This window comes from Paenibacillus terreus, assembly GCF_042138595.1.
Lineage (GTDB): Bacteria > Bacillota > Bacilli > Paenibacillales > Paenibacillaceae > Paenibacillus > Paenibacillus terreus.
The window spans coordinates 74,599-99,108 of sequence record NZ_JBHIRX010000011.1; the positions used below are offsets into that span (position 1 = coordinate 74,599).

Annotated in this window: 26 protein-coding genes; 10 read left to right on the top strand and 16 right to left on the bottom strand. The window is 51.6% G+C overall.

The features are described 5' to 3' along the window. The first annotated feature begins 141 nt into the window (after positions 1–141). Complete coding sequence (locus ACE5KN_RS19425) at positions 142–1,836, top strand: CPBP family intramembrane glutamic endopeptidase (RefSeq protein WP_375524320.1); 1,695 nt, start codon at positions 142–144, stop codon at positions 1,834–1,836. On the opposite strand, the gene uvrC is transcribed toward ACE5KN_RS19425, so the two are convergent. From uvrC to ACE5KN_RS19445, 4 genes are all read right to left on the bottom strand, one after another. Then, the gene (gene uvrC / locus ACE5KN_RS19430) at positions 1,805–3,796 is read right to left on the bottom strand and encodes an excinuclease ABC subunit UvrC (RefSeq protein WP_375524319.1); all 1,992 of its coding nucleotides are present in this window, start codon (positions 3,794–3,796) and stop codon (positions 1,805–1,807) included. The two genes, ACE5KN_RS19425 and uvrC, sit on opposite strands and share 32 nt — an antisense overlap. A 314-nt stretch (positions 3,797–4,110) precedes the next feature. Continuing rightward, on the bottom strand, positions 4,111–4,428 hold the full coding sequence (trxA, locus tag ACE5KN_RS19435) for a thioredoxin (RefSeq protein ID WP_355322172.1): 318 nt from the start codon (positions 4,426–4,428) through the stop codon (positions 4,111–4,113). Positions 4,429–4,558: 130 nt separating this feature from the next. Continuing rightward, positions 4,559–5,512 carry a primosomal protein DnaI gene (gene dnaI / locus ACE5KN_RS19440; RefSeq protein ID WP_375524318.1) on the bottom strand — a complete coding sequence of 318 codons (954 nt, stop codon included), beginning with the start codon at positions 5,510–5,512 and terminating at the stop codon, positions 4,559–4,561. Between the two features lie 28 nt (positions 5,513–5,540). Beyond that, positions 5,541–7,040: a DnaD domain protein gene (locus ACE5KN_RS19445; protein ID WP_375524317.1), complete on the bottom strand. Its 1,500-nt coding sequence runs from the start codon at positions 7,038–7,040 to the stop codon at positions 5,541–5,543. Between the two features lie 259 nt (positions 7,041–7,299). Between ACE5KN_RS19445 and hemQ the strand changes: the two genes are divergently transcribed. After that, a complete protein-coding gene (gene hemQ, locus ACE5KN_RS19450) occupies positions 7,300–8,067 on the top strand; it encodes a hydrogen peroxide-dependent heme synthase (protein WP_375524316.1) in 768 nt (255 codons plus the stop codon). Positions 8,068–8,141: 74 nt separating this feature from the next. On the opposite strand, the gene ACE5KN_RS19455 is transcribed toward hemQ, so the two are convergent. Continuing rightward, on the bottom strand, positions 8,142–9,332 hold the full coding sequence (locus ACE5KN_RS19455) for an NAD(P)/FAD-dependent oxidoreductase (protein ID WP_375524315.1): 1,191 nt from the start codon (positions 9,330–9,332) through the stop codon (positions 8,142–8,144). A gap of 156 nt (positions 9,333–9,488) precedes the next feature. Between ACE5KN_RS19455 and ACE5KN_RS19460 the strand changes: the two genes are divergently transcribed. Further along, positions 9,489–10,490 carry an NAD(P)/FAD-dependent oxidoreductase gene (locus ACE5KN_RS19460; RefSeq protein WP_375524314.1) on the top strand — a complete coding sequence of 334 codons (1,002 nt, stop codon included), beginning with the start codon at positions 9,489–9,491 and terminating at the stop codon, positions 10,488–10,490. A 148-nt stretch (positions 10,491–10,638) separates the two neighbouring features. On the opposite strand, the gene ACE5KN_RS19465 is transcribed toward ACE5KN_RS19460, so the two are convergent. Continuing rightward, positions 10,639–10,779, bottom strand: coding sequence for a sporulation histidine kinase inhibitor Sda (locus tag ACE5KN_RS19465; protein ID WP_355322184.1), 141 nt, complete (start codon positions 10,777–10,779; stop codon positions 10,639–10,641). Positions 10,780–11,057: 278 nt separating this feature from the next. Then, on the bottom strand, positions 11,058–11,717 hold the full coding sequence (locus ACE5KN_RS19470; RefSeq protein ID WP_375524313.1) for a YheC/YheD family protein: 660 nt from the start codon (positions 11,715–11,717) through the stop codon (positions 11,058–11,060). Positions 11,718–11,941: 224 nt separating this feature from the next. Between ACE5KN_RS19470 and ACE5KN_RS19475 the strand changes: the two genes are divergently transcribed. Next, positions 11,942–13,474 (top strand): Ppx/GppA phosphatase family protein, encoded by a 1,533-nt coding sequence (locus ACE5KN_RS19475; RefSeq protein WP_375524312.1) that lies wholly within the window; start codon positions 11,942–11,944, stop codon positions 13,472–13,474. Here the strand turns inward: ACE5KN_RS19475 and ppk1 are convergent. Further along, a complete protein-coding gene (gene ppk1 / locus ACE5KN_RS19480) occupies positions 13,434–15,542 on the bottom strand; it encodes a polyphosphate kinase 1 (RefSeq protein ID WP_375524311.1) in 2,109 nt (702 codons plus the stop codon). The two genes, ACE5KN_RS19475 and ppk1, sit on opposite strands and share 41 nt — an antisense overlap. Before the next feature lie 276 nt (positions 15,543–15,818). Between ppk1 and ACE5KN_RS19485 the strand changes: the two genes are divergently transcribed. The 3 genes from ACE5KN_RS19485 to ACE5KN_RS19495 all read left to right on the top strand — a co-directional run bounded on the left by ACE5KN_RS19485 (position 15,819) and on the right by ACE5KN_RS19495 (position 17,713). After that, a complete protein-coding gene (locus tag ACE5KN_RS19485) occupies positions 15,819–16,049 on the top strand; it encodes a hypothetical protein (protein ID WP_355322192.1) in 231 nt (76 codons plus the stop codon). Positions 16,050–16,191: 142 nt separating this feature from the next. Next, a complete protein-coding gene (locus ACE5KN_RS19490) occupies positions 16,192–16,869 on the top strand; it encodes a futalosine hydrolase (RefSeq protein ID WP_375524310.1) in 678 nt (225 codons plus the stop codon). A 1-nt stretch (position 16,870) separates the two neighbouring features. Then, entirely contained in the window at positions 16,871–17,713 is an 843-nt protein-coding gene (locus tag ACE5KN_RS19495; RefSeq protein WP_375524309.1) for a 1,4-dihydroxy-6-naphtoate synthase, read from the top strand. A 164-nt stretch (positions 17,714–17,877) separates the two neighbouring features. On the opposite strand, the gene ACE5KN_RS19500 is transcribed toward ACE5KN_RS19495, so the two are convergent. From ACE5KN_RS19500 to ACE5KN_RS19525, 6 genes are all read right to left on the bottom strand, one after another. Beyond that, positions 17,878–18,888 carry an LLM class flavin-dependent oxidoreductase gene (locus tag ACE5KN_RS19500; protein WP_375524308.1) on the bottom strand — a complete coding sequence of 337 codons (1,011 nt, stop codon included), beginning with the start codon at positions 18,886–18,888 and terminating at the stop codon, positions 17,878–17,880. Positions 18,889–18,962: 74 nt separating this feature from the next. Beyond that, positions 18,963–19,274, bottom strand: coding sequence for a hypothetical protein (locus ACE5KN_RS19505; protein WP_375524307.1), 312 nt, complete (start codon positions 19,272–19,274; stop codon positions 18,963–18,965). A gap of 108 nt (positions 19,275–19,382) precedes the next feature. Further along, entirely contained in the window at positions 19,383–19,520 is a 138-nt protein-coding gene (locus tag ACE5KN_RS19510) for a hypothetical protein (protein ID WP_375533136.1), read from the bottom strand. Continuing rightward, positions 19,520–19,801: a hypothetical protein gene (locus ACE5KN_RS19515; protein WP_375524427.1), complete on the bottom strand. Its 282-nt coding sequence runs from the start codon at positions 19,799–19,801 to the stop codon at positions 19,520–19,522. The genes ACE5KN_RS19510 and ACE5KN_RS19515 overlap by 1 nt, the downstream gene beginning before the upstream one ends. Before the next feature lie 156 nt (positions 19,802–19,957). After that, a complete protein-coding gene (locus ACE5KN_RS19520; RefSeq protein WP_375524306.1) occupies positions 19,958–20,317 on the bottom strand; it encodes a HesB/IscA family protein in 360 nt (119 codons plus the stop codon). After that, positions 20,314–20,544, bottom strand: coding sequence for a hypothetical protein (locus ACE5KN_RS19525; RefSeq protein ID WP_375524305.1), 231 nt, complete (start codon positions 20,542–20,544; stop codon positions 20,314–20,316). The genes ACE5KN_RS19520 and ACE5KN_RS19525 overlap by 4 nt, the downstream gene beginning before the upstream one ends. Positions 20,545–20,650: 106 nt before the next feature. Here ACE5KN_RS19525 and mqnE point away from each other — a divergent pair, with 106 nt between their 5' ends. Then, a complete protein-coding gene (gene mqnE / locus ACE5KN_RS19530) occupies positions 20,651–21,757 on the top strand; it encodes an aminofutalosine synthase MqnE (RefSeq protein ID WP_375524304.1) in 1,107 nt (368 codons plus the stop codon). Between the two features lie 58 nt (positions 21,758–21,815). Beyond that, entirely contained in the window at positions 21,816–22,883 is a 1,068-nt protein-coding gene (locus ACE5KN_RS19535) for an NAD(P)/FAD-dependent oxidoreductase (RefSeq protein ID WP_375524303.1), read from the top strand. A gap of 65 nt (positions 22,884–22,948) precedes the next feature. Here the strand turns inward: ACE5KN_RS19535 and ACE5KN_RS19540 are convergent, their stop codons facing one another. Together ACE5KN_RS19540 and ACE5KN_RS19545 are read right to left on the bottom strand one after the other, a co-directional pair. After that, positions 22,949–23,170 carry a helix-turn-helix domain-containing protein gene (locus ACE5KN_RS19540; RefSeq protein WP_375520898.1) on the bottom strand — a complete coding sequence of 74 codons (222 nt, stop codon included), beginning with the start codon at positions 23,168–23,170 and terminating at the stop codon, positions 22,949–22,951. A gap of 702 nt (positions 23,171–23,872) precedes the next feature. After that, a complete protein-coding gene (locus ACE5KN_RS19545) occupies positions 23,873–24,121 on the bottom strand; it encodes a YuzB family protein (RefSeq protein WP_375524302.1) in 249 nt (82 codons plus the stop codon). 89 nt (positions 24,122–24,210) lie between these two features. Here ACE5KN_RS19545 and ACE5KN_RS19550 point away from each other — a divergent pair, with 89 nt between their 5' ends. Then, entirely contained in the window at positions 24,211–24,453 is a 243-nt protein-coding gene (locus ACE5KN_RS19550; protein ID WP_355322210.1) for a NifU family protein, read from the top strand. Positions 24,454–24,510 lie beyond the last annotated feature (57 nt).

The following is a 24,510-nucleotide window of genomic DNA, read 5'->3' on the forward strand; positions in this document are numbered from 1 at the left end:
AAAGATGCTGTCCTGCTGCAATGAATCCTACATTATTGTATTCTTTCATCTTTTTCATCGTATTTACACACGTTCATGAAGCGATGGCGGTCAACAGAACACTATGTTATCTTTAAATGGTTCAGATGAAGGAGGTATTAGATGAATCCCATAGGAATACCGGTTAAATTAACCGCTGATTTCAAAAAGCTGAGCATCCTGGGCATCGTCGGCCTCGCCGTGTTTCTGCTGCTGCAGGTGCTGCTGCCGGTGCTTGCATCCTTAAACCAGAATCAGCCAGGGGAGGTAATCAGCAAACAGCAGGCAATAGAGAGCGCTGAAGCTTTTGCCAAGTCCGTTTTGGGTTATAAAAGCTCAGCGGAAGAAATTCCGGCCCCGGCCTATGAAGCACAATCCGAGCTGTACGGTTACCTTTCCAGGGAGCAGCTGCTTCCCGAATACAACCGGGTGTGGAGCGGCAAATTTCCTTATGAATTTTACCGGGTCAGCCTGCCCGATCCGGCTCAGGATCGTACCGTGATGGTTGATGTGGGGCTGCAGACGGGAAAACCTGCCGGTTTTATTATTCAAATGAGCGACGGATTTTATAACAGCACCGAAGCTCTTCCTGAAGGGGAAACCCGAAGCGGGCTGCTGCGGTCATACGAAGCGGGCCTGTCTCTTGCAGATAAAGAGGCATTGGCAGCGCCCATACTGAAGCAGATGGGATATAACACGGAAAATCTGACTGTGGAAAGCCGCGAAGACAAACCAGGGCTCACCTATTCGGATGAAGGAAGCAAGATCGGGGATGCCGTGCTGCAGATCAGGCTGACGTTTGAAAACGGGGGCGTCCGCTCTCTAGCGTCCTCCTTTGCTGTGCCTCCTTCCCAAACAGAATATGTGGATCAGCAGACAAAGCTTGCAAACCTTCTGTATTATATCGGCTACATGCTGTTTTCCTTTGTGCTAGGCGTGCTTGCCGTGGTATACAGCAGTTTGACCCGGCGTCATACCTCATTTACCCGCGGTATTATGCTGAGCTTCATTTATTTTGCCATTTCGGTGCTGACTCTGTTCAACATGATGCCTTATTTGCAGGCTCAATCCGCCAACAGGGACGCTCTGATCTTCGGCATCGGTCTGCAAATTATCTTTAATCTGATGATGGGGGTTATCATTTATTTTTCCTTTGTAGGAGGCAACGGGCTTTGGAAAAAGGCTGGTCTCAATCCGTGGCCGCGGGCCAAAGAGCCCGGATACGGAGTTTATGTGCTGCGCAGCATGGGCACCGGATATCTGTGGGCTTTCATCCTGCTGGGAGTTCAGTCCGTCATCTTCGTTATTCTCAACCTGCTGATCGGCAGCTGGTCTACCATAGATGAGACACAGTCGCCGTATAATATGGCCTATGCCTGGCTGCTGCCGATCATGGCATGGATGGCGGGGATCGGGGAAGAGGCGCTTTACAGGCTGTTCGGCATCCCGATGCTGAGAAAGATCGTGCGCAGCACGCTGGCCGCAAGCGCCATCAGCTCGCTGATCTGGGCGTTCGGGCATACCCTGTATCCGATTTACCCTGTCATTACCCGTCCGATCGAGCTTCTGTTTCTTGGCCTGATTTTCAGCTTTATTTTCCTTAGATACGGCTTTATTACTGCAATGTTCAGTCATGTCGTATTCGACAGCATTCTGATGGGAATCAGCCTGATGTCGATGGGAGATCCCGTCAACATCGCCGTAGGGGCCATCGGAATGGTGCTGCCGGCTGTTGTCGGCTACGTGGTGTACCTCTTTAACCCTAAAAAAAACGAGAAGCCGTATATTACGACTCCTCATCCTGAAGGGCAGTTATAATTTGTCTGGCGAGCTTGTCGCCAATGGAGAGAGGCCGGAAATCTTCAACGCTGGCCTCTTTTATTTTTTTGATGGAGCCAAAATGCTTAAGCAGCATTTTACGCCGTTTTTCCCCAATGCCCGGAATTGCATCAAGTCTTGAGGTCACCATGGATTTGCCGCGCTGTTCTCTGTGGAAGGTGATGGCAAAACGGTGAACCTCCTCCTGAATGCGCTGCAGCAGGTAAAATTCCTCGCTGTTGCGCGGCAACGCCACCGTCTCCGGCGGATCGCCGACCAGCAGCTGGGACGTTTTGTGCTTGGCATCCTTGACGAGGCCGCATACCGGGATGAACAGGCCCAGCTCGTTCTGCAGCACATCCACCGCTGCCGAAATCTGGCCGCGTCCCCCGTCCACCACAATCAGATCGGGCATCTCCAGATTTTCCTTCAGCACCCGTTCATAACGGCGGCGGATGACTTCACGCATCGTTTCATAATCATCCGGTCCCTGTACAGAGCGGATTTTGTACTTGCGGTATTCCTTCTTGGCCGGCTTGCCATCGATAAACACAACCATCGCAGATACCGGGTTGGCCCCCTGAATGTTGGAGTTATCAAACGCCTCCACACGGTGAAGGCTCTCCAGGCCGATGGCGCGTCCCAAATTATCCGCCGCCTTGGACGTTCTTTCCTCATCTCTGGCGATCAGGCGGAACTTCTCATCCAGCGCGACCCGTGCATTCTCTGTTGCCATGCTGACCATCTGGCGCTTCAGCCCACGCTGCGGAAGCAGCACTTTGACCTCAAGCCATTGCTGCAGCGCGGCTGCCGCCGTATGAGGGTCCTCCAGCCCGCCGCCTGCCAATGGCTGCGGGTCTTCCTCTGCCTCTGCCAGCTTGCTCTCACCCGTTGTATAGGAAGCGGCCGATTCGGCTGCTTGATCAGCATGCTGCAACTCTGCTCCTGTCACACTCTGCTCTTCCCCGGAGGCAGCTTCCTCCGCGGACGGCGCGTCAGGCAGCAAAATTTCCTGCGGCAGCGCCGGATTGTCGCTGTAGTACTGGGTCACGTAAGAGATAAAATCATTATAAGGCTCGCCATAAAACGGGAAGGTCGACATATGGCGTTCGATCATTTTGCCCTTGCGGACGTACAGGATCTGCACACACATCCAGCCTTTGTCCACGGCAAAGCCGAACACGTCTCGGTCCTTTGTATCTGCGGTCGTAATCTTCTGCTTTTCCATAAGCGCTTCGATACTGATGATCTGATCCCGCAGCTCCTTTGCCCGTTCAAAGTATAGTTCCTCCGCCGCTTCCTGCATTTTGCGCTGCAGTTCCTTCTTGATCTCCTCATGCCCGCCGCTGAGAAACGAGCTGATTTCGTCTCTGATTTGCTGGTACGTCTCCTGGCTCACTTCATATTCACACGGACCGAGGCATTGATGCATGTGATAATACAGGCATACCTCCTTGGGCATGGCTCCGCATTTGCGCAAGGGATACATCCGGTCCAGCAGCTTCTTCGTCTGATGGGCCGCATAAGCATTGGGATAGGGCCCGAAATATTTCGCTTTATCTTTAAGCACCCGCCGCGTAACCTCCAGGCGCGGATGCGGTTCATTCGTTATTTTGAGGTAAGGAAATGTTTTATCATCCTTCAGCAGCACATTGTAGCGCGGCTGATATTTCTTGATCAGATTGCACTCAAGAATAAGGGCTTCCATGTTACTGGCGGTTACAATGTATTCAAAATCGCGAATCTCGGAGACAAGGCGCTGGGTCTTGCCGTTATGGCTGCCCCGGAAATAGGAGCGGACCCGGTTTTTTAATACCTTGGCCTTGCCTACATAAATGATGGTGCCCTCCCGGTTCTTCATCAGGTAACAGCCCGATGAGTCCGGAAGCAGCGCCAGTTTGTTATTGATGTTCTCCAGCGCCTTCTCCTGCTCCCGCAGGGCATCCGCATAGGATTCCATTCTCCCGGTCTCTCCTCCCATGATGGTCTTGTTCTATTAGTGCGTGTTCAAAAAGTCAGGTTTTCAGCACCGAGAAGGTTGGATGAAGCTAGGGACTGAGGAGCGGAGCGTACTTGGGGTACGTGAGCACCGGAAGTCCCGGCTGAATTCAAGAATCGATGTCGAGTCCGCCTCCTGATTTCCTTCGTGATCAAAAGATGACTTTTTGAACTACCTCTATTATATAATACGAAAAAATACCCCCGGCTAACACCGGGGGCATTCATCAGACCCTGACGACCGGAGGTCGATGCCGACCCCGGATGCGGGTGCTGTTACTGATGCTTGCTGATCATGTTTTTCAGCGCTTCTTTGGAGTTCAGACCTACAACCTTGTCAACGGGCTGGCCGTCTTTGAAAACGATCAGGGTAGGAATGCTCATCACGCCGAAACGGGAAGCGGACTCCGGATTTTCATCCACATTGACTTTAGCGATCTTCAGGTCGTCGCCAACTTCTGTGGACAGTTCTTCCAGAATTGGAGCAAGCATTTTGCAAGGCCCGCACCATGGAGCCCAGAAATCAACAAGAACTGTTCCTTGACCTTCAACTTCTGTATTGAAAGACTGATCGGACACGTTCACAATAGCCATTGCAAATTCCTCCTTATGGAAAAGTCGTATAAGTATATTATAACCTGTTGTGTCGGATAAGACACTTCACACATTATAGCACACAATTGTTTCGATAGAAATAAAAATATCAATCAATGTATTCCAAAGGTTACTGCGAGCCGCGCTGGTTCTTACCCTTCACCGGAACCACATCCACAAAAGGACGAATCCGGTCCATCAGGCGCTGCCCTTTGTACAGCTCCTCCCCGTCCCGGCTCGTAAAGCTCAAGTGCCGCTCCAGATCCTGCAGCGAATAATTGGAGGTGTACAAAGTAGGCTTGCGGTTCATACGGTAATTCAGGATGGAGCCCAGCACATGGTCCCTGACCCAGGGACTCAGATTTTCCGCCCCGATATCGTCAAACACAAGCAGGTCGCAATTTTTCAGAAGCTCCGTTGTTTCCTTCAGCTTCTGTCCGTCCTGGATCATCGATTTCAAGTCCTCGACAAAATCCGGCATATAGACGATGACTCCATTATACCCCGCCGCAGCCAGTTCATTCAGCATATATCCCATCAGGTATGTCTTCCCGGTGCCAAAGGATCCCTCAAGATATAAGCCCCTCGTTTGCAGCCCATTATCCTTCGTTTCCGCAATATAACGGAATACCTGGGTCACTGCCGCAGCACGCTGCGGATCCTTGCGGGCAATCTCCACCGCATCATATCCTTCACGCAGTGCCCGTTCGTCAATATAAAAGCTGCGAATCCGCTGCTTAACCTGCTGCTCATGTTCATGCGCAAGCTGAAGACCGCACGGCGTACGTGAATCCACTATTTGCGTTTGTCCGTTGATCTGTTCAACCGCAAGCTTGCAGTAGTGCCCTTGAAAATCATTCGGACACTGTTCCAGTCCCGGACACCGGCTGCAGTTGCGGCGGTCCCGTGCATACTGGTAAAGCCGGCTCATGTTAAGCCGCAGCAGTTCCTCCTCCAGTTCCGGGTGCTCGGCGCGGAATTCCATAACCAGCGGATCGTTCATCACCTGGTCGGCAATGCTGCGGGAGCGCTGACGGAAGGAGGGACTCTGCATCTGCTGCAGCAAGTCTCCCATCGATTCCATGACCTATCTTCCTTTCTAATCTATTGCATTAACTGTTTTTCCGTCCGGCCTGCAGCTGTTCCGCCATGCGGAGGGCTTCCTCCAGTTCTTCCTCCGATACCGTATCTCCTGCGGATTGATTCTGGATGACGGGGATCGCCGGTTTGCCCGATGTTCCCTTATACGCGCGAGTGCGGGCAGCCCCGGCGGTCTGCTTGCCTTTTACCTTGGCTTGATCACGTATATATTCAACCGCCTTCTCATAGGTATGAACCTGCTTCAGCAGCATATTGGAGGCGATTGCTTCCACAAAATTGCGGTTAATCCGCTGCTCATTGCCCGTCGTAAGCAGGGTGACCAGATAATGAATCAGCACATTAATGACCTCGCCGGGCAGCTTGTAGCTTAAATCGAGCTTCTCGAAAATATCCAGGAGATTGCCCGGAACTGTGCCGGGGAAAAGAGTTTGCAGCAGCCGGTTATACGGCTCATTGCGCAGCATCATATTATATTGATGAATGTCACATTTATCCGCAAACTGTGGAGGTACCTCCACATAAAATTCCATTTCGACAGGCTGCTCGTCCGGCAGTTCATCCGTCACGGCATTAAATTCCTGGCGGAGGGCAACCACTTTGGCCGCCTTGATCCGCTGCTCCTCCTGCCGTTTCAAATCCTGTCTGAACTGCAGGCTGGCCTTATACTGCAGTTCGTCCAGCAACAGTTCGCCCTGCGCGTTAAATATTCCGTCCTCGTCCAGCAGGCGGCTGACGTCCTGGGCTGTCAGCGAGTATTTACGGGCAACGTACTTCACGACTCCGAACTGCTCATGATCAAAACGCAGCCGCTCCACATGCTTGCGGTTGGCCGACTCCCGCGGAAAGCGGAGAATGATGTCCGCATAATTGATGCTCTCCTCCTCTTCCAGGGGAACCGTTCCCTTTTGTCGGGATACGGACACTTCGGACAGCGCCTGCTCCAGCTCATAATCGATAACATGGGTGTTGAGCTCGAACAGCTCGTAAAAGGGTAGAGAAATATTCTCCTTGCTGCGAGTGGTGCTCGTCCATTCAGCCGTCTCCTCGCTCCACAGGGAGGAGCGCAGGGACAGTACCGCAAATTTGCCGATTTTGTCGCGCAGCAGCAGTGTAAGATGCTGAGTGCGGAAAAACTCCGGCGGCGAAAGCGGCGGCTGCAGCTCGTATTCATACATATAATCATCCGCTTCAGGTACGTACAGGCGTGAAGTCTGCAGAAGACCGACCGCTTCCAGTCTGGACGTCTGCTCTATCAGGAACTTGCGCCCCTTCTCGCTTGGCTCCAGGCCAAGCGTCAGGAACAGGCTGCGCTGCTGTTCAGGCCGCGAATAGCCGATCCGGCCCGCAGGAACCTGCTGGAACAGCAGCCGGTACAGACTGATGGCAAATGCGCCCACAAGGGGCTGGTATACCTGGCCGAGCATGACCTCATCCATGGTGCCGAGGCCAAATTCCCGGTATACACAGTAACGGTGGTTTTCGGTAAAATGCAGCAGGTTCTTCATGCGCATCGTTCATTCTTCCTTTCCTCACATCACGTTCTCCAAGATGTTTTACTATTCTATCACACTTGGGCCTCTCTTCGATGCGGAAATAAAGGTAAAATTGCGGTATTTTGTCTGCCGCAGCCGCCCGCATTCGTCAAATTTCACGAATTCGTCCTTTTTGCGGTTCCATATGAATTGTTCACCATTACTTCATTTGCCCCGCCGCTTTCAAATGGGATAGAATGGGAGGGGTGAAACATGCCAAGAACAGGAGTGAACGTGAATGAATCAACCCGCATCTACCACAAATGAAGCGGCAGCCACACTGGAAGGCTGGTATGCGCTCCATGATTTCCGGTCCATCAACTGGACAGCCTGGAAGGCCGCCGATGATGAAGAACGCGCTGGCGCGTTGGACGAGCTGAATGATTTTATGAAGGAATGGTCCGATGTGGAAGCAGCGGCTGCCGGAAGCTCGACGGCGTATGCTATCGTCGGCCAGAAAGCCGACTTCGTCATGATGCACCTGCGCGAGACGCTTGAGGATTTGAACAAGCTTGAAACGGAGTTCAACAAAACTACCTTTGCCAAATATACTACAAAAGCCTACTCTTATGTAAGTATTGTAGAGTTGAGTAATTATCTTGGAGGCAAGGACGAAGACCCGATGCAGAACCCGCAGATTGTCGCACGCCTGAAGCCGATCCTGCCGAAGAACCGTTACATCTGCTTCTATCCGATGAACAAGAAGCGCGATCTGAACGATAACTGGTATATGCTGTCCATGGAAGAGCGGAAAGGCATGATGCGCAGCCACGGCTTGATCGGCCGCAGCTATGCCGGCAAGGTCAAGCAGATTATTACGGGCTCCGTCGGTCTTGACGATTGGGAATGGGGCGTTACCCTCTTCTCCGACGATGCGCTGCAGTTCAAGAAGCTTGTATATGAAATGCGCTTCGATGAAGTCAGTGCCCGCTTCGGCGAATTCGGCTCGTTCTACGTCGGCAGTCTGCTGGATACGGAGTCGTTCGGAGACATGATGAAGCTGTAAAACGAAGTTCATCATAAAAGCCGTTCACAGATTTAACCGTGAACGGCTTTTTAGCTTGCAGAAGAGAGATTCATTTAAAAGAATCTTCCCTTCTTCAGCACCAGCGGAATGCCGCCGATGATGAACAAATACCGGATGTCGACCATTTTTTTGAGCTGTGCCGCCACCCAGCCCTTGATCTTTTTCCCGCCTACGACGGCAACGGCCTCTCCACGGCCCAGGGAAGCCACCGTCCCTTTATTGCTGAACTTGAATTTTTGCAGTTCCCTGCCGCGGATGGCGGCAGCGATATTTTTCGCACAGACGACTCCCTGCTGCATCGCAATCTGGGCAGTCGGCGGATAAGGACGCCCTTCCGGGTTCATAAACACGGAGTTGTCACCGATCATATATACATGATCATAGCCGGGAGCACGCAAATATTCATCGACCTTAACCCGTCCGCGCATGACCTCAAAACCAGCTTCCTCGATCAAGTGATTGCCGCGGATGCCTCCGGTCCAGACAACCATGCCCGTAGGAATCTTCTCACCCTCACCGATGATGACGCCGTCTGCGAGACATTCTTTAATGGGAATACCGATTCTGAAGGTAACTCCCTTGCGCTTCAGAACGTCCATCGCATATTCGACAAGCTCGGTGTCAAAGCCCGGCAGCGCCGTCGGGGCTGCTTCGACATTGATGATTTTAATGTCCTGCGGACGGATATCGTACTCCCTGCACAGCTGCGGCAGCCGGTCCGCCAGCTCAGCCACAAACTCAATGCCTGTAAAACCTGCTCCACCGACAACAAAGGTCAGTCTGGCCGGATTGTTGTCATTTTTGTACTTGGCCAGCTGATAAGAAATATGGTCCCGGATCAGCCGTACGGAATTGATGCTGCGGATCGTAAATGCATTTTTCAGCATGCCGGGGATACCAAAGGTTTCGGGATCCCCGCCGAGTCCCAGCACCAGATAATCATAATCAAGCGAGCCTTGATCCAGCATCACCTTCTTTTCTTCCAGCTTGATAGCCTGAACCGTAGACTTGATAAAATCCACCTTGAATTCATCAATCAGTCTGGAAATGGGAACTCTCGCGTGCTCGATGGAGTCTGTGCCCGCAGCCGGCATATGCAGATGGGTCGTGATATAGTGATAATCATGACGGTTTACAAGCGTCACCTCGGCCTCTTTGTGCCTGAGCTCCTTCTGCAGGCTCTGAGCGGTCAAAATGCCGCCGTAGCCGGCGCCGAGAATTACAATTTTAGGAACACTGCCCATACGGATACCCCTTCCGGTTTTGCTTTCTTTGTCAGTGAGTCTGTTAACTTTGCAACAGCCTGTTGTGCGTTTATAATAATAGAAATTGAATCAAACGTTCGGCGGATACAACGTATATACGAATGATTCAATGTACATTGTGGAGGTGTTGAACCAGTGACAGAGCAAATAACAGGTGCTAACATAAGCGATCTGATTATTATCGGAGGCGGCCCTGCAGGCTTATTCGCCGCTTTCTACGGCGGCATGCGTCAGGCATCCGTCACCTTGATAGAAAGTATGCCCCAACTCGGAGGCCAGCTTGCAGCATTGTATCCTGAGAAATACATATATGATGTAGCAGGTTTTCCAAAAGTGACTGCGCAGGAGCTTGTAAACAACCTGGTACAGCAAATGAATCACTTTAAACCGACGATTCGCCTTGAGGAAAAGGTGCTGTCCGTAGAGAAGAAAGAGGAGCGTCACTTTGTCGTTACGACCGATGCTGCCGAATATCACGGCAAAGCCGTTATTATTACAGCAGGCGTAGGCGCCTTTGAGCCCCGCAGGCTTGAGCTTCCGGAAGCGGCCCGCTTCGAGAAGAGCAATCTTCATTATTTTGTCAGCGATCTGAACCGCTTTGCCGGCAAAAAAGTGCTGATCAGCGGCGGCGGCGATTCGGCGGTCGACTGGGCGCTCATGCTGGAGCCGATTGCGGAGCAGGTCACGCTCATTCACCGGCGCGACAAATTCCGTGCCCATGAGCACAGTGTCGAAAATCTGATGGCATCCAAGGTGCAGGTGATTACACCTACCGAGATTACGGAGCTGCACGGAGAAGACCGGATTACCAAGGTTACGCTCTCCCATGTAAAAACGAAGGAAACGCAAACGATTGATGTAGATGATGTGATCGTCAACTTTGGCTTTGTTTCTTCGCTGGGGCCTATTGCCGAATGGGGGCTGGAAATCGAAAACAACTCCATTGTGGTCGATACCCGCCAGCAAACCAATATTCCCGGACTGTTCGCGGCAGGGGATATTACAACTTATCCCGGCAAGCTGAAGCTGATTGCCGTTGGCTTTGGCGAAGCGCCTACGGCCGTAAATAACGCCAAGGTGTATATTGATCCTGATGCCAAGCTGTCTCCGGGACACAGCAGCAATATGAAGCTTTAAAAGCAGGGTTACCCTAGCATATGACATGAAAAGGCGCTTTACTCCCATTTTCAGCATTGGGAATAAAGCGCCTTTAATTTAGGTGTTCATCTGGCTGGCAGCATAAACGGACTACCCTCTACCTGAGCAACAGAACATTGAAGATTTCTTATTGAAGAGAATAATCCGTAATGGTCAGATTTCTTCTATAGATCTCTGCCAATAGCAAGGAGATAAAATCGTCCTCTAGATCAAGCTCGATTGCCAAGTGGTAGGATTCCAGCAGCATCTCGTCCGTCAGCATACCCATCTCCGACACACCTTTCCTTTTTTTTCCTCGCCTCTTATTCTATCAAAATAGATAAACAGGAACAAGCGTTCTTGTTATCCACAAGCAGTTGTGGAAATCCTGTGTACAGTTTGTTGGTAAGTAGTCCAAAGCTAGATAAATCACAGTGGACAATGTGGATAAAAATTATACACAACCTTGTCGATTGCAAATGTGGATAAAAAAAATTTTTAGGATCAGCTTGTCAGAAATCTATTACCCTCGCAACTGCTGCCATAAACGAGCTCACCATACTGCTATTACTGCGGACGTGTATTGACCTCCAGAATCCATATCCTTCCGCCGCGGTCAACGCCATAGTCAAAGCCCAGTTGACCCAAACCCGGAAAATGGGTCTCCAGAACAGAAATACAAAGCCGGGTAAGAGCCCTCATTTCTTTTAATTTGGCCGAAGCCGAAGTACCTCTCAATGATCTCTTCAGCCCTACACGGCCCGGAAGCAGTGTGCCTCCTTTGCACAGATTGGTGACCACGAGACCTGGACGGGCGAGCCTTCCCACCATTGCGCGGAATTCCCAATGCCCTTCGTTCTTGACCGTTTTGACCCTGTAATCGATCGGCCTGCCCCCAATGGTTGCCAGCTCGATCCCCTGTTGGATGAGATAGGATCTTTTTAGCTTAATGGAGGACAGAACCCTTACAAGATCCTCAAAACGTGAACAGCGGTATGTCTGGGACAGACGTGTACAATAATAGCCCCCGGCGTGCCGCCCGACTTTGATGACACCGTGTCCTCCTCCTCCCTTCACCGGCTTAATGAATACGAACCTGTGTCGCTCCAGCATCCGTCTTAACTCTTCAGGAGAATATTTAACCGTCTGGGGAATATGAGCAGCAACCTGTCCGTTTTGCAGCAGCGCTTCCGTCTTCAGCAATTTGCTTGCAAGCTGTCTAGCCATAGCAAATCTCCTTTCCGGTCCTCCTAATACTATATCTACTCAAATAGACTCTTTCTTTCTTGTATGTTTGTCCAAGGCTGGGGCCTGTTTTGTCCACATAGAATTGAAAAAGTAGTATCTGTGCTGCGGTATTGGTACAATATAAGCTACAGCTTGACACTACAGGGCTGCGGCTTTCACGCCAGCCTTCGACCTGCCAAATCACTGTTAAGGGGATGTACATAATGCACAGCAATATAGGCATCATGGATATCGGCTCCAACTCTATCCGGCTGGTTATCTATGAAATAAAGGATACGGGGGCCTACCGTATCGTGAGAGAATATAAGGAATCGGCACGGCTAAGCGAGAAAGTGGGACCAGACGGAAAAATGGGACGGAAGGCGGTGCTAGCCATCGCTCCCCTTTTGCGCCAATTTAAGGTGATATGCGAGCAGAATAACGTGTCCCGGCTTAGAGCCGGAGCAACGGCTGCCATACGAAATGCCGTTAACTCTGAAGAGGTCGTGGCCTGGATCGAAGAAGAAACCGGATTGCTGATAGAGGTGCTCTCAGGAGAAGAAGAGGGTAACGCAGGCTTTCTCGGCGTGGTCAACTCGATGAACGTACACGACGGCATGATCATTGATATTGGCGGGGGAAGCACGGAGGTTACGCTGTTCAGGGAGCGGAAACGGCTCAAAACCTTCTCCTTTCCTTTCGGAGCCGTGAATATGAACCTCCGCTTTGGCCAGGAGAGCAGGGACGGAATCTGGGATGCAGAACAGATCGCCAGGCTGGAACAATATGTTCAGTCTGCCCTTGAGGAGCATCCATGGATCACTTCGAATCCTGGTCTGCCCTTTATCGGTCTTGGAGGCACGATGAGAACACTGGCCAAAATCAGCCAGCGGACACGGGATTACTCCCTGCAGGTGACCCACCATTATGAGATGGCAGCGGATGAGGTTGACCGGATGTTCGCCCATCTGCCCCGTCTCAGCAACGGACAGCGCAAAAAAATTGCCGGCCTGTCCAAGGACAGAGCCGACATTTTTATTCCAGGTCTGATTATACTTCAGACCATCTTCCGCGCAGCCCAGGGCGCATCCTTTCTGATCAGCGGGGCGGGCCTGCGCGACGGGCTCTTTCACGAGCTTATCCGTCCGGCGAATCCCGTGCTGCCTGATCCGCTTCAGAGCTCACTGCGCAATGTGCTGGAGTTCGGCGTTCCCGCCGCCCCGGAACACCTTGACCGGGTATTGAACTATACGCAGCAGCTGTACCGGCTTCTGACTGGAGAGAGCTCCCTGCTTGATGAACGGGTGATCCGCACCGCAGCCATGCTCTACAAAGCCGGGACCACCCTGAATTATTATCATTACACGCAGCACAGCGTGTACTGGATCATGCGTGCCGGATTGGGCGGCTTGTCGCACCGGGAGATGGTTCTGGCTGCCATCGCTGCTGATTACCATCCGAAAAACCGGACCGAGCGTCTGCTTCATGCCCATAAAGACATCCTGCAGCCGCTGGACATGCAAAAAGTCCACCGCATCGGTTCCCTGCTCCAGCTGGGGATCGCGCTGGACCGCAGTGAAACCGGTGTGGTGGACAAGATGGTTCCATCCTTCGATGACGGATCGCTTCATTTGCGGCTGTACAGCCGCGAGGAGCCGATCCTGGAGCTCAAGGCCATGGAAAATGCGGCCAAGGATGTGCAAAAAGCATGGGACATTATTTTGTCGTGGTCTGTATTTCTTTCTTCCAATTCGTGACCTTCATCGCCTCAAATTGACTGCGGACGGGCGGGCTGTCGTTTTTCACAAAACGATAGCTTCCGTTCGGCATCAGTTGTCTGGCTTTTACATTGTCACTGAGGGAAAGCTGGAGAATGTCAACCACCATCTGCTTAAGCCCTTCGTCAAACACAGGGCACATCAGCTCGATCCTGCGCGATAAATTGCGTGTCATCCAATCCGCACTGGACAGGAACACTTCCGGATGGCCTGCATTCTCAAAATAAAAAATTCTTGAATGCTCCAGAAAACGGTCAACAATGCTGATTACCCGTATGTTTTCACTCAGTCCCGGCACCCCCGGACGAAGACAGCATACTCCGCGCACAATCAGGTCGATTTTGACCCCGGCCTGGGACGCTTCATACAGTTCATCAATCATCTCCTGATTGGACAAAGAGTTTACCTTGGCTATAATTTTAGCCGGCCTTCCTGCTCTGGCATGTTCGGATTCCCGCCGGATCAATTCAAACAGCTTCGGCTTGAGCCCTGTCGGAGCGGCAGCAAGAGCCTGCAGCTGCTTAACGGTGGAAAAACCGGTGATTTCGTTGAACAGCCCTGAAGCATCCTCACCGATGACCGGATTGGACGTGAACAGCCCGACATCCGTATAAGCTCTGGCCGTGCTTGCATTATAATTGCCTGTCCCTACATGCACGTAGCGTTTGAGGGAATTCTGCTCATGCCTTACGACAAGGATGATTTTCGCATGCGTTTTGAGGCCGACCAGCCCGTAGACGACATGGCATCCCGCCTTTTCGAGCTTGCGCGCCCAAGCGATATTGCGTTCCTCATCGAATCTTGCCTTCAGCTCAACCACTACCGTAACCTGCTTACCGGATTCGGCCGCATGCGCCAGAGCGGGGATAAGACGGGATTCCCCGTTTACCCGGTACAATGTCATTTTGATGGCCATCACATCCGGATCCTCGGAAGCCTCCAGCACAAAATCCGTAACGGCATCAAACGATTCATACGGGTGGTATACCAGTACATCGCGGCTGCGCAGCACCTCGAACATGTCCTCGCGCAGCAGCAGCTCCGGCGGATACAGAGGCTTGATCTGCGGAAAGCGGAGATGCGAATAGCCTTCAAGACCGTCGGCAAAGGAGGAAAGAAATCCAAGATCCAACGGCCCGTCCGTTTCGAATACGTGATCGAACAGCTCGAATTCGGTCTGCAGTTCCAGCAGGGCATAGGGATGAATGCCCTTTTCAACCTCCAGCCTTACAGGGGCTCCCCTTCTCCGTCTGCGCAGCTCCTTCTCGATCTCCTCCAGCAGATCCTCCGCTTCCTCTTCATTAATGCTCAGGTCGGCATTGCGCGTTACCCGAAAGCCATGAACAGATTCCGGGATGTAACCGCTGAATAACGTATGAATATGGTGCTTGATTAAATCCTCAATCAGAATAAAATGCTTGTTTTTACTGTTGGCGCGGCGCGGAACGGCAACGACGCGCGGAATATTCGAAGGAACCTGGACAATGGCGAAAAAAGGTTTCTCATCGGGGCCGTCCCCCTTCCGCCGCAGTACAACCGCGAGATAAATATATCTGTGATGCACAAGCGGAAACGGGCGGCTCTGATCGACCGCCATCGGCGTCAGCACCGGAAAAATAATGTCATGGTAGTAGGTGTCCAAAGCCTTGCGCTGGGTGGCGTTCAAATCCTCGTAATCCAGAAATACAAGCCCTTTCTTGACCATCTGGCGCGACACTTCGCGGAAGGTCTTGTATTGCTCGGATACCATTTCCGAAATTCTTTTGATCAGCCGCTTGTACAAGCCTGACGGGGTGTAGCCGGTAAAATCCTTCTGCATGAAGCCTGCTTTGATTTTCTCCCGGGTTTCCGCTACGCGCACAGAGATGAATTCGTCCAGGTTGCTGGAGACGATTGCGAGAAACTTGGCCCGTTCCAGCAGTGGAGTATCCGGAGCCTGCGCTTCCTGCAGCACCCTGCGGTTAAATTCGATCCAGCTGAGATCACGATTGAAATAACGGGCTGCCCTTGCTTTGTCGCTCTCGGCGTGACTTTCTTCTTTGATCATAGTGACCTCCATTATTTGCCCCATAATTGAATTGTCTTAGTCTTCAATGTTTCCCGCTTGTTCCTGTAATGCCGGAAGAACGAAATCTTACCTGGTTATTGTACTATCGGTACCGTCTGCATTCACCATCAGTATATCAACAAAATGTAAAATCTGCGTAAACGCATAACTTTTGTTCTTTACAAAACAGCCTATACACGTTAAAGTCATTACTTGAATCAAATTTTTTATGTGGCGTCACTGGCCCAGCAAAGCCAAAATCCGGGAGGACGATCTATGGATTCGAAGAAAAAACCCCGCATTCTGCAAAAAAATATCGATTTTTTTATAGCCGCATTGTCCCAAACCCCCGTTACGGTATGGCAGGAAGATCCGACAGGTGTATACTGTGAGATCGGAAGCGGGCTTATTGAAATGTTCTCGGATACGACTATACGCGTCCGCAATGCTGATGGCAGCAAAAGTCATTTCGACCGGGACATCACCATGTTCCAGGGTATTCATTAATTTTAGGGTACTGATTTTTTTCAGCTATGCAAGCGCCTGAAGGCGCTTTTTTTGTTTTTTCATAAGCTGCGGTTATTTTGAATGCTGCTTTCAAAAGGTGTATGATGAGTAACGAATCGAATTATGGAAGCAGGGATCACTTGTGCAAGAGACATCTTCCTTTAACCCTTCCGTCCAGGAAGGAAGCATATTGATTATGACGGCGGTCGAAGCCGAGCGGGAGGCCGTGCTGCGCGGCCTGAACGGCAGCACGCGCTTTGATGTGCAGCTGGCCGGGGTAGGCCCGGCCTCAGCAGCTGCCCTTACGGCAGGGCGGCTGGCCGCTGGCGGCTACCGCGCTGTCATCAGCGCCGGCATCGGCGGAGGTTTCGCCGGAGTTGCGCCGGTGGAATCGGTCGTGGTGGCGACCTCCATCATCGCTGCGGATCTTGGCGCCGAAACGGCGGAAGGTTTCAGCAGCGTGGACGAGCTTGGCTTCGGCTCCAGCCGTCTGCCGGTGGACGCCGGGACTGCCGCCCGTTGGGCGCAGCTCCTTGCAGCCGGCGGTCTGCAAGCCTCTGCCGGCCCGGTGCTGACCGTGTCTACGGTGACGGGCACAGCCGCCACGGCGGCGGCGCTGGCCGAGCGGGTACCGGGTGCCGCCGCCGAAGCGATGGAAGGCTACGGGGTCGCCATAGCCGCGCGCTATGCCGGTCTGCCCGCATTTGAGCTGCGGGCCATCTCCAATGCCGTCGGCCCCCGCAACCGCGCCGAATGGCGGATCAAGGAGGCGCTGCAGTCGCTTGAAGCTGCATTCAAGATTTTAACGGAGGTTTTATAAGATGAAGATTGCATTTTCACCTTGCCCTAACGACACTTTTGTATTTCACGCATTGGTACACGGATTGGTTGAGGGCGCACCCGAGTTTGAGGTCAAGTATGCCGATATCGATATTACAAACAATCTGGCCGTAACCCCCCAGGGCCTGGATGTTATGAAAATCTCCTACGCCGCCCTGCCATGGGTGCTGGACGACTACGCCCTGCTGCCTTGCGGCGGCGCGCTGGGACGCGGCTGCGGCCCGCTCGTGCTAACGCTGGACGGCTCCACAGACCCGGCGGCCCTGTCCGGCAAGCGCGTGGCTGTGCCGAGTGAACGCTCCACCGCCTACCTGCTGTTCCGCCTCTGGGCGGCCAAGCATGTGCCGGGCGGCGTGGGCGAGATCGTTGTCATGCCGTTTGACCAGATCATGCCGGCTGTACGGGATGGACAGATGGACGCCGGATTGGTCATTCACGAAGCGCGCTTTACCTATCCGGAATACGGGCTCAGTCTGCAGGTGGATCTGGGAAGCTGGTGGGAAGAGGATACAGGGCTGCCGATTCCGCTCGGGGCCATCATCGCCCGCCGCAATCTGGATTTGATAGCGATCGCCGACTGGATCCGCACATCCGTAGAATACGCATGGCAGCATCCCGAGGCTTCACGCGATTACGTCCTTTCGCACGCCCAGGAAATGTCTCCTGACGTGGCGCAGTCCCATATCAATCTGTACGTTAATGATTTCACGGCTGATCTTGGCGAGAGCGGTTATGCCGCAATAGAGGCTCTGCTCGGCCGCGCTGCCGCCGAGGGCCTGGTTCCTTCATTTGATCCCGCCAAGCTGCGTCCGGTTCACGTTTAAACATTCATTAGTCTATGTGCAAAAGACAGTCCGCCAAGCTTGAACTGCACCAAATTGTTAGACACGACTAACAGTAGAGGTGCAGTTCACAAGCCGCGAACTGTCTTTTTTGTTTTTCATGAATAATTTCCCGAAATACAGAAAAAATAATATTCCGTTAAAAATTATAGATCATCAACAGCTTCCTTCAGCAGCTCCAGCGAACGCTTGCGCTGCTGTAAATCATAAATCAGTGACAACGCCATAAGCTCATCAAAGCGGTAAAGTTGCTTCATGTCACGAATTTTGCGGCGGATGGTAGAAGGGGAGCCGATCACGTAAATGCTGCGGATTCGTTCCAGCTCCTCCCGCTCGCCAGCGGACAGGTTCTCCAGCGCTGCTCTGGCTGACTGCGGATCTGCCAGCCTCACGATGCGCCCCTGATTCAGCATCAGGCTGAAACGCAACGAACCTGCGGCCGCTTCCTCCGCTTCTTCGTCTGTATCTGCGGCAATGATTCGTATGGCAAGCATGCTGTAGGGCTGTTCCATAACATCCGACGGGCGGAACGTGTCCCTGTACCGCTGGAAGGAAAGCAGCGCCTTCTGCTGCTGGGCTTCGGAAAAGAAAGCAAAAGCGTAAGGCAAGCCTGCCGTCCCTGCCAGCCTGGCGCTGGAAGGGCTCGTGCCAAGCAGCCAAAGCTGCGGCTTCACTGTGATTCTGGGTGTTGTCATCAAACCGTGCAGCGGGTGCTTCACTGGAAGGATGTCCTTCAAATATTCCTGCAGCTGTCTCAGTTGATCGGGAAACGTATCGGGATCACGAAGTTGCAAATCCTGCAGCGCTTTGGTGGACAGCGGAACACCACCGGGAGCCCGTCCTACACCCAGATCGATCCGTCCCGGCGCCAGTGCACCGAGCACGCGGAAATTCTCCGCCACTTTGTACGGACTGTAATGCGGCAGCATGACGCCGCCTGAGCCTACGCGCATTCGCCCGGTCCTGGCTGCCAGGAAGCTGATCAGCACCTCGGGAGAGGAGCCTCCCAGCGCATCCGTGCTGTGGTGCTCCGATACCCAGTAACGCTCGTAACCCAAACGGTCCGCATGCACCGCCGTTTCCACGGTCTGCAGGAAAGCTTCCTCAGGCGATTCCTGAGCCCGCAGCACCGTTTGATCCAGTACGCTAACTTTCATTTGGACTCACATCCTAACCAATACAGAAAAAGCCTTGAGCGTGCGATGCACCCAAGACTTGATCCCATTTTTCACTAGGCCTCTATTACTTCCGGTTTAAATACATTGTCCAGCTTTGCGCCCAGCCTTTTCACCAAGGGGACCTTGATATCCCGGCTCAGCTCTTTAAGAAAGGTCTCCACATCGCAGTTCACGCGCTCCAGCCGCAGTTCTATAGAACCATCGCCGATAATGCTCGGATTGGCTTCTTCGGGCACCATGACTTCTACGTCATACTTTTTGGTCAGCGTGTTGCTGTAACGGGAGAAAATTTCAATCAACTCGTCATTGCTGAACTTTTCGATCGCTGTCTTCCCTTTGTTTGTAAATTTCAGTTTCACTCTCACTTGTCCTGTCCCCTTTTCGTTCAACCATAAAATTTGTGCAAATCATGGAAGCTGTTCTGGCTGCGTATGGGCCCATAAAAGAGACGACCTGAAATCCTATGATGAACCTTACATAATTATATCAATATTTTCATTATTTTTCACCACAAGTTGTTCGCTTATTCGTTCTCCTTTAGTAAAGAAAAAAACGATTGCCGGAAAAACAATCGCTTTTACCTTGAGGGAGACTTGGCCAAACATCTCCATTATACAGGCTTGGTGCATGTCCAGCCGTGGGACTCGTATTCCCGGACCGCATCCCGCAAATCCTCCGCATCATCGGAATGGATCGTGACCGGGGGAAGGGCGACCAGACATTCGTCCGCCGCGTAATCGATCAAGACATCCTCGACCTCGTAATACAGCATATCCCCGAAGGCAGGATCGGTTATTTTATGTCCTGTACTTGGCAGACTGTAAGATTCGAACGTTCTGGCAACCTTCGTATATTCCTTTACGCCTGTGGCGGATATTTGCTGGGTGATCACTATTTTCAAGTTTACCTCTCCTTATGAATAACATGGTCCAACAGAGCTTTGTAGCCGCAAAAAACCTCCATAAAGCAGATAGGGTGCTATCCTGCTATGGAGGTCTTTAACTGTACCGTTATATAACAGAGTCAAGGCACACCTTACATCTCCGCCTCAGCACTGCTCCGGATTCGGCGCGCCTGCGTCGTCGCGTGTGCGGAAAGAGGAGCCGCAGCCGCATGTAGCGATGGCGTTCGGATTATGGATGGTGAAGCCACCGGACATGCCGGATTCCTCGAAGTCGATTTCCAGACCGTTGAGGTAGGGGAGACTCTCCTTCTCCATTACCACCTTTAAGTCTTGGACGTCCATATATATATCCTGATCGCTTTCCTGATCATCAAAACCCATTGCATATGAGAAGCCTGTGCAGCCGCCCGGTGTTACACCCAGACGCAGGAACATATTCGGTACTTCCTGCTGTGCAAGCATTTCCTTCAGGCGCCCGGCAGCGGAATCTGTAATTGTAATCATTGCTTTTCCTCCTTTTCCTTGCATTCTACTTCTTCAGTATACTCCAGTTTCGGCAGGGCCTCAAGCCATGAAAGCGCCTGTCCGCCAAGGACAAAAGCACTGTTTTTCTCACTGATCCGGTTGAACACCCGGCAGGTCAGGTTTATAATAGATGGGTGCGTAACAAACAAATGTCGGAATTTCGTCAAAGATAAGACCGATATCGTTCGTTTTGTAACATTTTTCACAGCATAACATGCTCCGCGAAGCCGGAAGCGTACCGACGGAACGGGACATCCTGTGTGTATCGGCTGACAATGGCTGATCGCCCAGCATTTTGGAGGAGGAATAGGTATGTCCACATTAGTATCACCCTTTACAGAGCGAAGAATGGCGGAAATTGTTGAGAAGGTCCGCAATGGCGAGCGTCTGACGCTTGAAGACGGCGTGTACCTTTATGAAACCGACGATCTTCTGACCTTGGGGCAGCTCGCTAACGAAGCCAATTTGCGCAAGAACGGCAAAAAAGTGTATTTCATTGAAAATATGAGCCTGTACTTCACCAATGTATGTGAAGCCCGCTGTGCGTTCTGCAATTTCCGCAAGGACCTGGGCGAGGAGGGCTCCTATACATTGTCCGGTCAGGAAATGATCGACTATGTTGAACAGCATATCCATCCCGGAGTGCGTGAATTTCATATCGTTGGCGGGCATAATCAACATGTGCCTTTTCAATATTATGTTGATTCGCTGAAGGCGCTCCATGAAAAATATCCTCATGTTACCCTTAAGGCTTATACGGCTGCCGAGATTGATTTCTTCACCCGCATCAGCGGACTCAGCATAGAGGAAGTGCTGCAGGAGCTGCGGAAGGCCGGACTGCAAACACTGACGGGTGGCGGGGCTGAAATTTTATCAGACCAATACCGGCAGAAAATGAAAGTCACCAAAGCCAATGTGGAACGCTATCTTGAGGTCCATCGGACGGCTCACAAGCTTGGCATGAAGACCCATACGACCATGCTGTACGGATCGGTTGAGTCTTATGAGGACCGGGTTAATCACATGCTGCAGATTCGCGAGCTTCAGGATGAAACCGGTGGTTTTATGGTGTTTATCCCGCTGTCCATGCAGCCGAAGAGCAAAAATGCCGGCATCATGCGGCGCAATTCAGCCTACGAGGATCTCAAGACGATCGCCATCAGCCGCCTCATGCTCGATAACATCCAGCATGTGAAGGCCTACTTCATCAACATTGGTCCGCAGCTGACACAAGTGGCGCTTTCCTTTGGCGCATCCGATGTTCACGGCACAATCGTACGCGAGCAGATCAGCCATGCTGCCGGAGCGCTTACGCCTGCCGGCCTGACCCGCAAAGAGCTCATCTGGCTCGTTAAGGGAGCCGGCCGCATTCCGGTTGAGCGGGACACCTTCTATAACGAAATTGAAGTGTACGAGTAATCTGTTGCAAGCAACTCAGGTTGGCACAATCGTTGATTAGAAAGGGCGTTACCTTATCATGAAGAAATTCGTCATTCTTGGTGGAGGCTACGGCGGTCTCACCATTGCAAAAGAATTGCTGGACAAATCCCTGCCAAAAGATATCGAGCTTGTGCTTGTGGACCGGATGCCGTTTCAGGGACTTAAAACGGAATATTATGCGCTGGCTGCCGGAACGGTATCGGATTTTGAACTGAGAGTCACCTTCCCGGAGCACGATCAGCTTACCCGCAGATACGGGGAAGTAACCTCCATCGATCTGGATGCCAAAACCGTCCACTTTCAAGACGGTGAGCCGCTGGAATACGATCAGCTCGTGATCGGCCTGGGCTGTACGGACCGTTTTCATAACACCCCCGGAGCTGAAGAGTATGCCTCCACAATCCAATCGTTTAACAGCACACGGCAGGCTTATATGCGCTTGAATGAAATCAAGCCCTACGGAAGCGTCCATATTGTCGGCGGCGGTCTGAGCGGGGTGGAAATTGCAGCCGAATTGCGGGAGAGCCGTCCGGACCTGAACATCTCCATCATGGACCGGGGCGAAAGGGTGCTCTCTTCTTTCCCGCAGCGTCTGTCCGCCTATGTGCATGCATGGTTCAAAGAGCATGATGTGAACGCTATGTCCCATGTCTCGGTGACAAGGGTTGAACCTAACGCCATCTATAACCGTGATGAGCTCGTTCCTACCGATGCCGTCGTATGGACGGCCGGGATTCAGCCGGTGAAGATCGTTCAGGATCTGAAGGTAGCCAAGGACCCGCAGGGACGGATCGTTCTGAACGGGCTGTATCAAATCCCGGATCATACCGAGGTATATGTCGTGGGGGATTGCGCAAGTCTTCCTTATTCTCCGAGCGCGCAGGCGGCAGAAGTCCAGGGCGAGCAGATTGCCCATATCGTCCAGGCGCTCTGGAAAGGGGAGTCGCCGCATGTGCACCCTATCAAGCTGCGCGGCACCCTGGGATCATTGGGCAAAAAGGCCGGATTCGGCTACGGCTTCCTTGGCGGAACGGCCCTGCGCGGACGTATTCCACGTCTGCTCAAAAGCGGTGTCCTCTGGAAATCGAAGCGTCATTTTGGGTAAATCTTGCGGTACCATATAACATACTAAAACCTGCCCTCTGTAGGCAGGTTTGTTTTTTTAGCCTCTTATTTTTGATCATTTTTTTCTTCTTTAATATACTCAATGATATCCTGTACCTCACAGTCCAAAGCCTCGCAAATTCTGTTCAATGTATCGAATTTTACGCCATCTGTTTCTTCGTTGTACAGCTTGGCAATCCCATTTCTATGTAACCCGGTTAAACGGGATAGATCAGCAATGTTAATTCTTTTTTCGCCCATAAGACGAGATAAATGGACTTTAATCATACGTTCCCCTCCTCACAAAAATGAACACCAAAGTGTTGACAATGCACACTCTGATATGTATATTTAAGTGGATAAAGCAAATACTATAGTGTTCATTTTGTACTTCTTAATGTTTGAAACTTTTATTAAGATAAACGTCTATCGACGTACATTCAAAGAAGACATACCACGTTTATCGTTTAGCGGTAGTTTTTCTTGCGATCTCAGGAAGATGACTCCGCGATGATTATACATTCTGACATTTTAAAGAGGTGAGAACATGCTAGAATCGCTCGAATCTTTGGCCGAACCATTAATTCGAACGCGCATAGAGCTATTATACAATAATTTGTCCCATTCGCAGCCAGACTATAGTCAACTAACCCAAGAATGTGACAGTTACTTCCGATCTATTCGCCAGGCAGTGCCTGATAAGCTGAACCATACGATATTTCTTTACGAAGACACCCAGTTATCCATGCAAACTCTCCTGGAAAGAGAAATCTATTTGCAAGGCTTCCGGGACGCACTTCAGTTAATGAATGAATTACACTACGCTGGCATCCAAATTTATCCTATCAGGCCCGGAGGGTCAACAGAAGATTGAAGGAATGCTTCGTTCTCGGAGCGTCTCACAAACGCACGAAAAGAGTGCCCCCGGTCAATGGACCTTTTGGGACACCCCCTTTTAATCCGACAGTGTAGTGATGCTTTTCCTGACCATCAGTCAATATCAAGACTTTCCCATGCCTCGGCTTCCTTGATTTTGGCGATAATCGCATCATACAATGCTTCGGGCGAATCCGCCGCCACAATTTCACCGTTGACCATCGCGTACGGCTGGGCATAACACTGTCCGCAATTGTTAAGACAGCCGTACTCGACAACATCATATTCAGGATTCTCCTCAAGTCTCGGCATGACATCCTCGGTGCTGATATTGCTGCTGCAAAATTCTATGATCGGTCTCATGATTTTATTTCACCTGCTTTTGAAGGGAGCATTTTATTTTGCTCTCGTTTGTAATATAATAAACCTTATAGGAAAGGAGTTGAGTTCTAATGAGCGATAACACAATCACCATGTATGATGAAGTGTTGGAAGTTTTGGATAAATTGCGTCCGTTCCTGCAGCGTGACGGTGGTGACGTAGAGCTGGTTGACGTGGAAGACGGCATCGTGAAGCTGAAGCTGATGGGTGCCTGCGGCAGCTGCCCAAGCTCGACGATTACGTTGAAAGCCGGTATCGAGCGCGCTCTTCTCGAAGAAGTTGACGGGGTGCAAGAAGTAATACAGGTATTCTAATATGCTTCAGGCATATTGATGTAAGGGTCTTGGCTTCGCAAGAAGCCAAGGCTCTTT

Excerpts from the sequence above, each read along its gene's own strand:
- mqnE (WP_375524304.1), top strand. The coding sequence starts at position 20,651 with ATGTCCACATTAGTATCACCCTTTACAGAGCGAAGAATGGCGGAAATT.
- ACE5KN_RS19540 (WP_375520898.1), bottom strand. The coding sequence starts at position 23,170 with ATGATTAAAGTCCATTTATCTCGTCTTATGGGCGAAAAAAGAATTAAC.
- ACE5KN_RS19425 (WP_375524320.1), top strand. The coding sequence starts at position 142 with ATGAATCCCATAGGAATACCGGTTAAATTAACCGCTGATTTCAAAAAG.
- ACE5KN_RS19465 (WP_355322184.1), bottom strand. The coding sequence starts at position 10,779 with ATGGGTATGCTGACGGACGAGATGCTGCTGGAATCCTACCACTTGGCA.
- ACE5KN_RS19520 (WP_375524306.1), bottom strand. The coding sequence starts at position 20,317 with ATGATTACAATTACAGATTCCGCTGCCGGGCGCCTGAAGGAAATGCTT.
- trxA (WP_355322172.1), bottom strand. The coding sequence starts at position 4,428 with ATGGCTATTGTGAACGTGTCCGATCAGTCTTTCAATACAGAAGTTGAA.
- ACE5KN_RS19500 (WP_375524308.1), bottom strand. The coding sequence starts at position 18,888 with ATGAAAGTTAGCGTACTGGATCAAACGGTGCTGCGGGCTCAGGAATCG.
- ACE5KN_RS19475 (WP_375524312.1), top strand. The coding sequence starts at position 11,942 with ATGCACAGCAATATAGGCATCATGGATATCGGCTCCAACTCTATCCGG.
- ACE5KN_RS19550 (WP_355322210.1), top strand. The coding sequence starts at position 24,211 with ATGAGCGATAACACAATCACCATGTATGATGAAGTGTTGGAAGTTTTG.
- ACE5KN_RS19455 (WP_375524315.1), bottom strand. The coding sequence starts at position 9,332 with ATGGGCAGTGTTCCTAAAATTGTAATTCTCGGCGCCGGCTACGGCGGC.
- ACE5KN_RS19485 (WP_355322192.1), top strand. The coding sequence starts at position 15,819 with ATGGATTCGAAGAAAAAACCCCGCATTCTGCAAAAAAATATCGATTTT.
- ACE5KN_RS19495 (WP_375524309.1), top strand. The coding sequence starts at position 16,871 with ATGAAGATTGCATTTTCACCTTGCCCTAACGACACTTTTGTATTTCAC.
- ppk1 (WP_375524311.1), bottom strand. The coding sequence starts at position 15,542 with ATGATCAAAGAAGAAAGTCACGCCGAGAGCGACAAAGCAAGGGCAGCC.
- ACE5KN_RS19535 (WP_375524303.1), top strand. The coding sequence starts at position 21,816 with ATGAAGAAATTCGTCATTCTTGGTGGAGGCTACGGCGGTCTCACCATT.
- uvrC (WP_375524319.1), bottom strand. The coding sequence starts at position 3,796 with ATGGAATCCTATGCGGATGCCCTGCGGGAGCAGGAGAAGGCGCTGGAG.
- hemQ (WP_375524316.1), top strand. The coding sequence starts at position 7,300 with ATGAATCAACCCGCATCTACCACAAATGAAGCGGCAGCCACACTGGAA.
- ACE5KN_RS19545 (WP_375524302.1), bottom strand. The coding sequence starts at position 24,121 with ATGAGACCGATCATAGAATTTTGCAGCAGCAATATCAGCACCGAGGAT.
- ACE5KN_RS19470 (WP_375524313.1), bottom strand. The coding sequence starts at position 11,717 with ATGGCTAGACAGCTTGCAAGCAAATTGCTGAAGACGGAAGCGCTGCTG.
- ACE5KN_RS19445 (WP_375524317.1), bottom strand. The coding sequence starts at position 7,040 with ATGCGCATGAAGAACCTGCTGCATTTTACCGAAAACCACCGTTACTGT.
- dnaI (WP_375524318.1), bottom strand. The coding sequence starts at position 5,512 with ATGGAATCGATGGGAGACTTGCTGCAGCAGATGCAGAGTCCCTCCTTC.
- ACE5KN_RS19510 (WP_375533136.1), bottom strand. The coding sequence starts at position 19,520 with ATGGAGATGTTTGGCCAAGTCTCCCTCAAGGTAAAAGCGATTGTTTTT.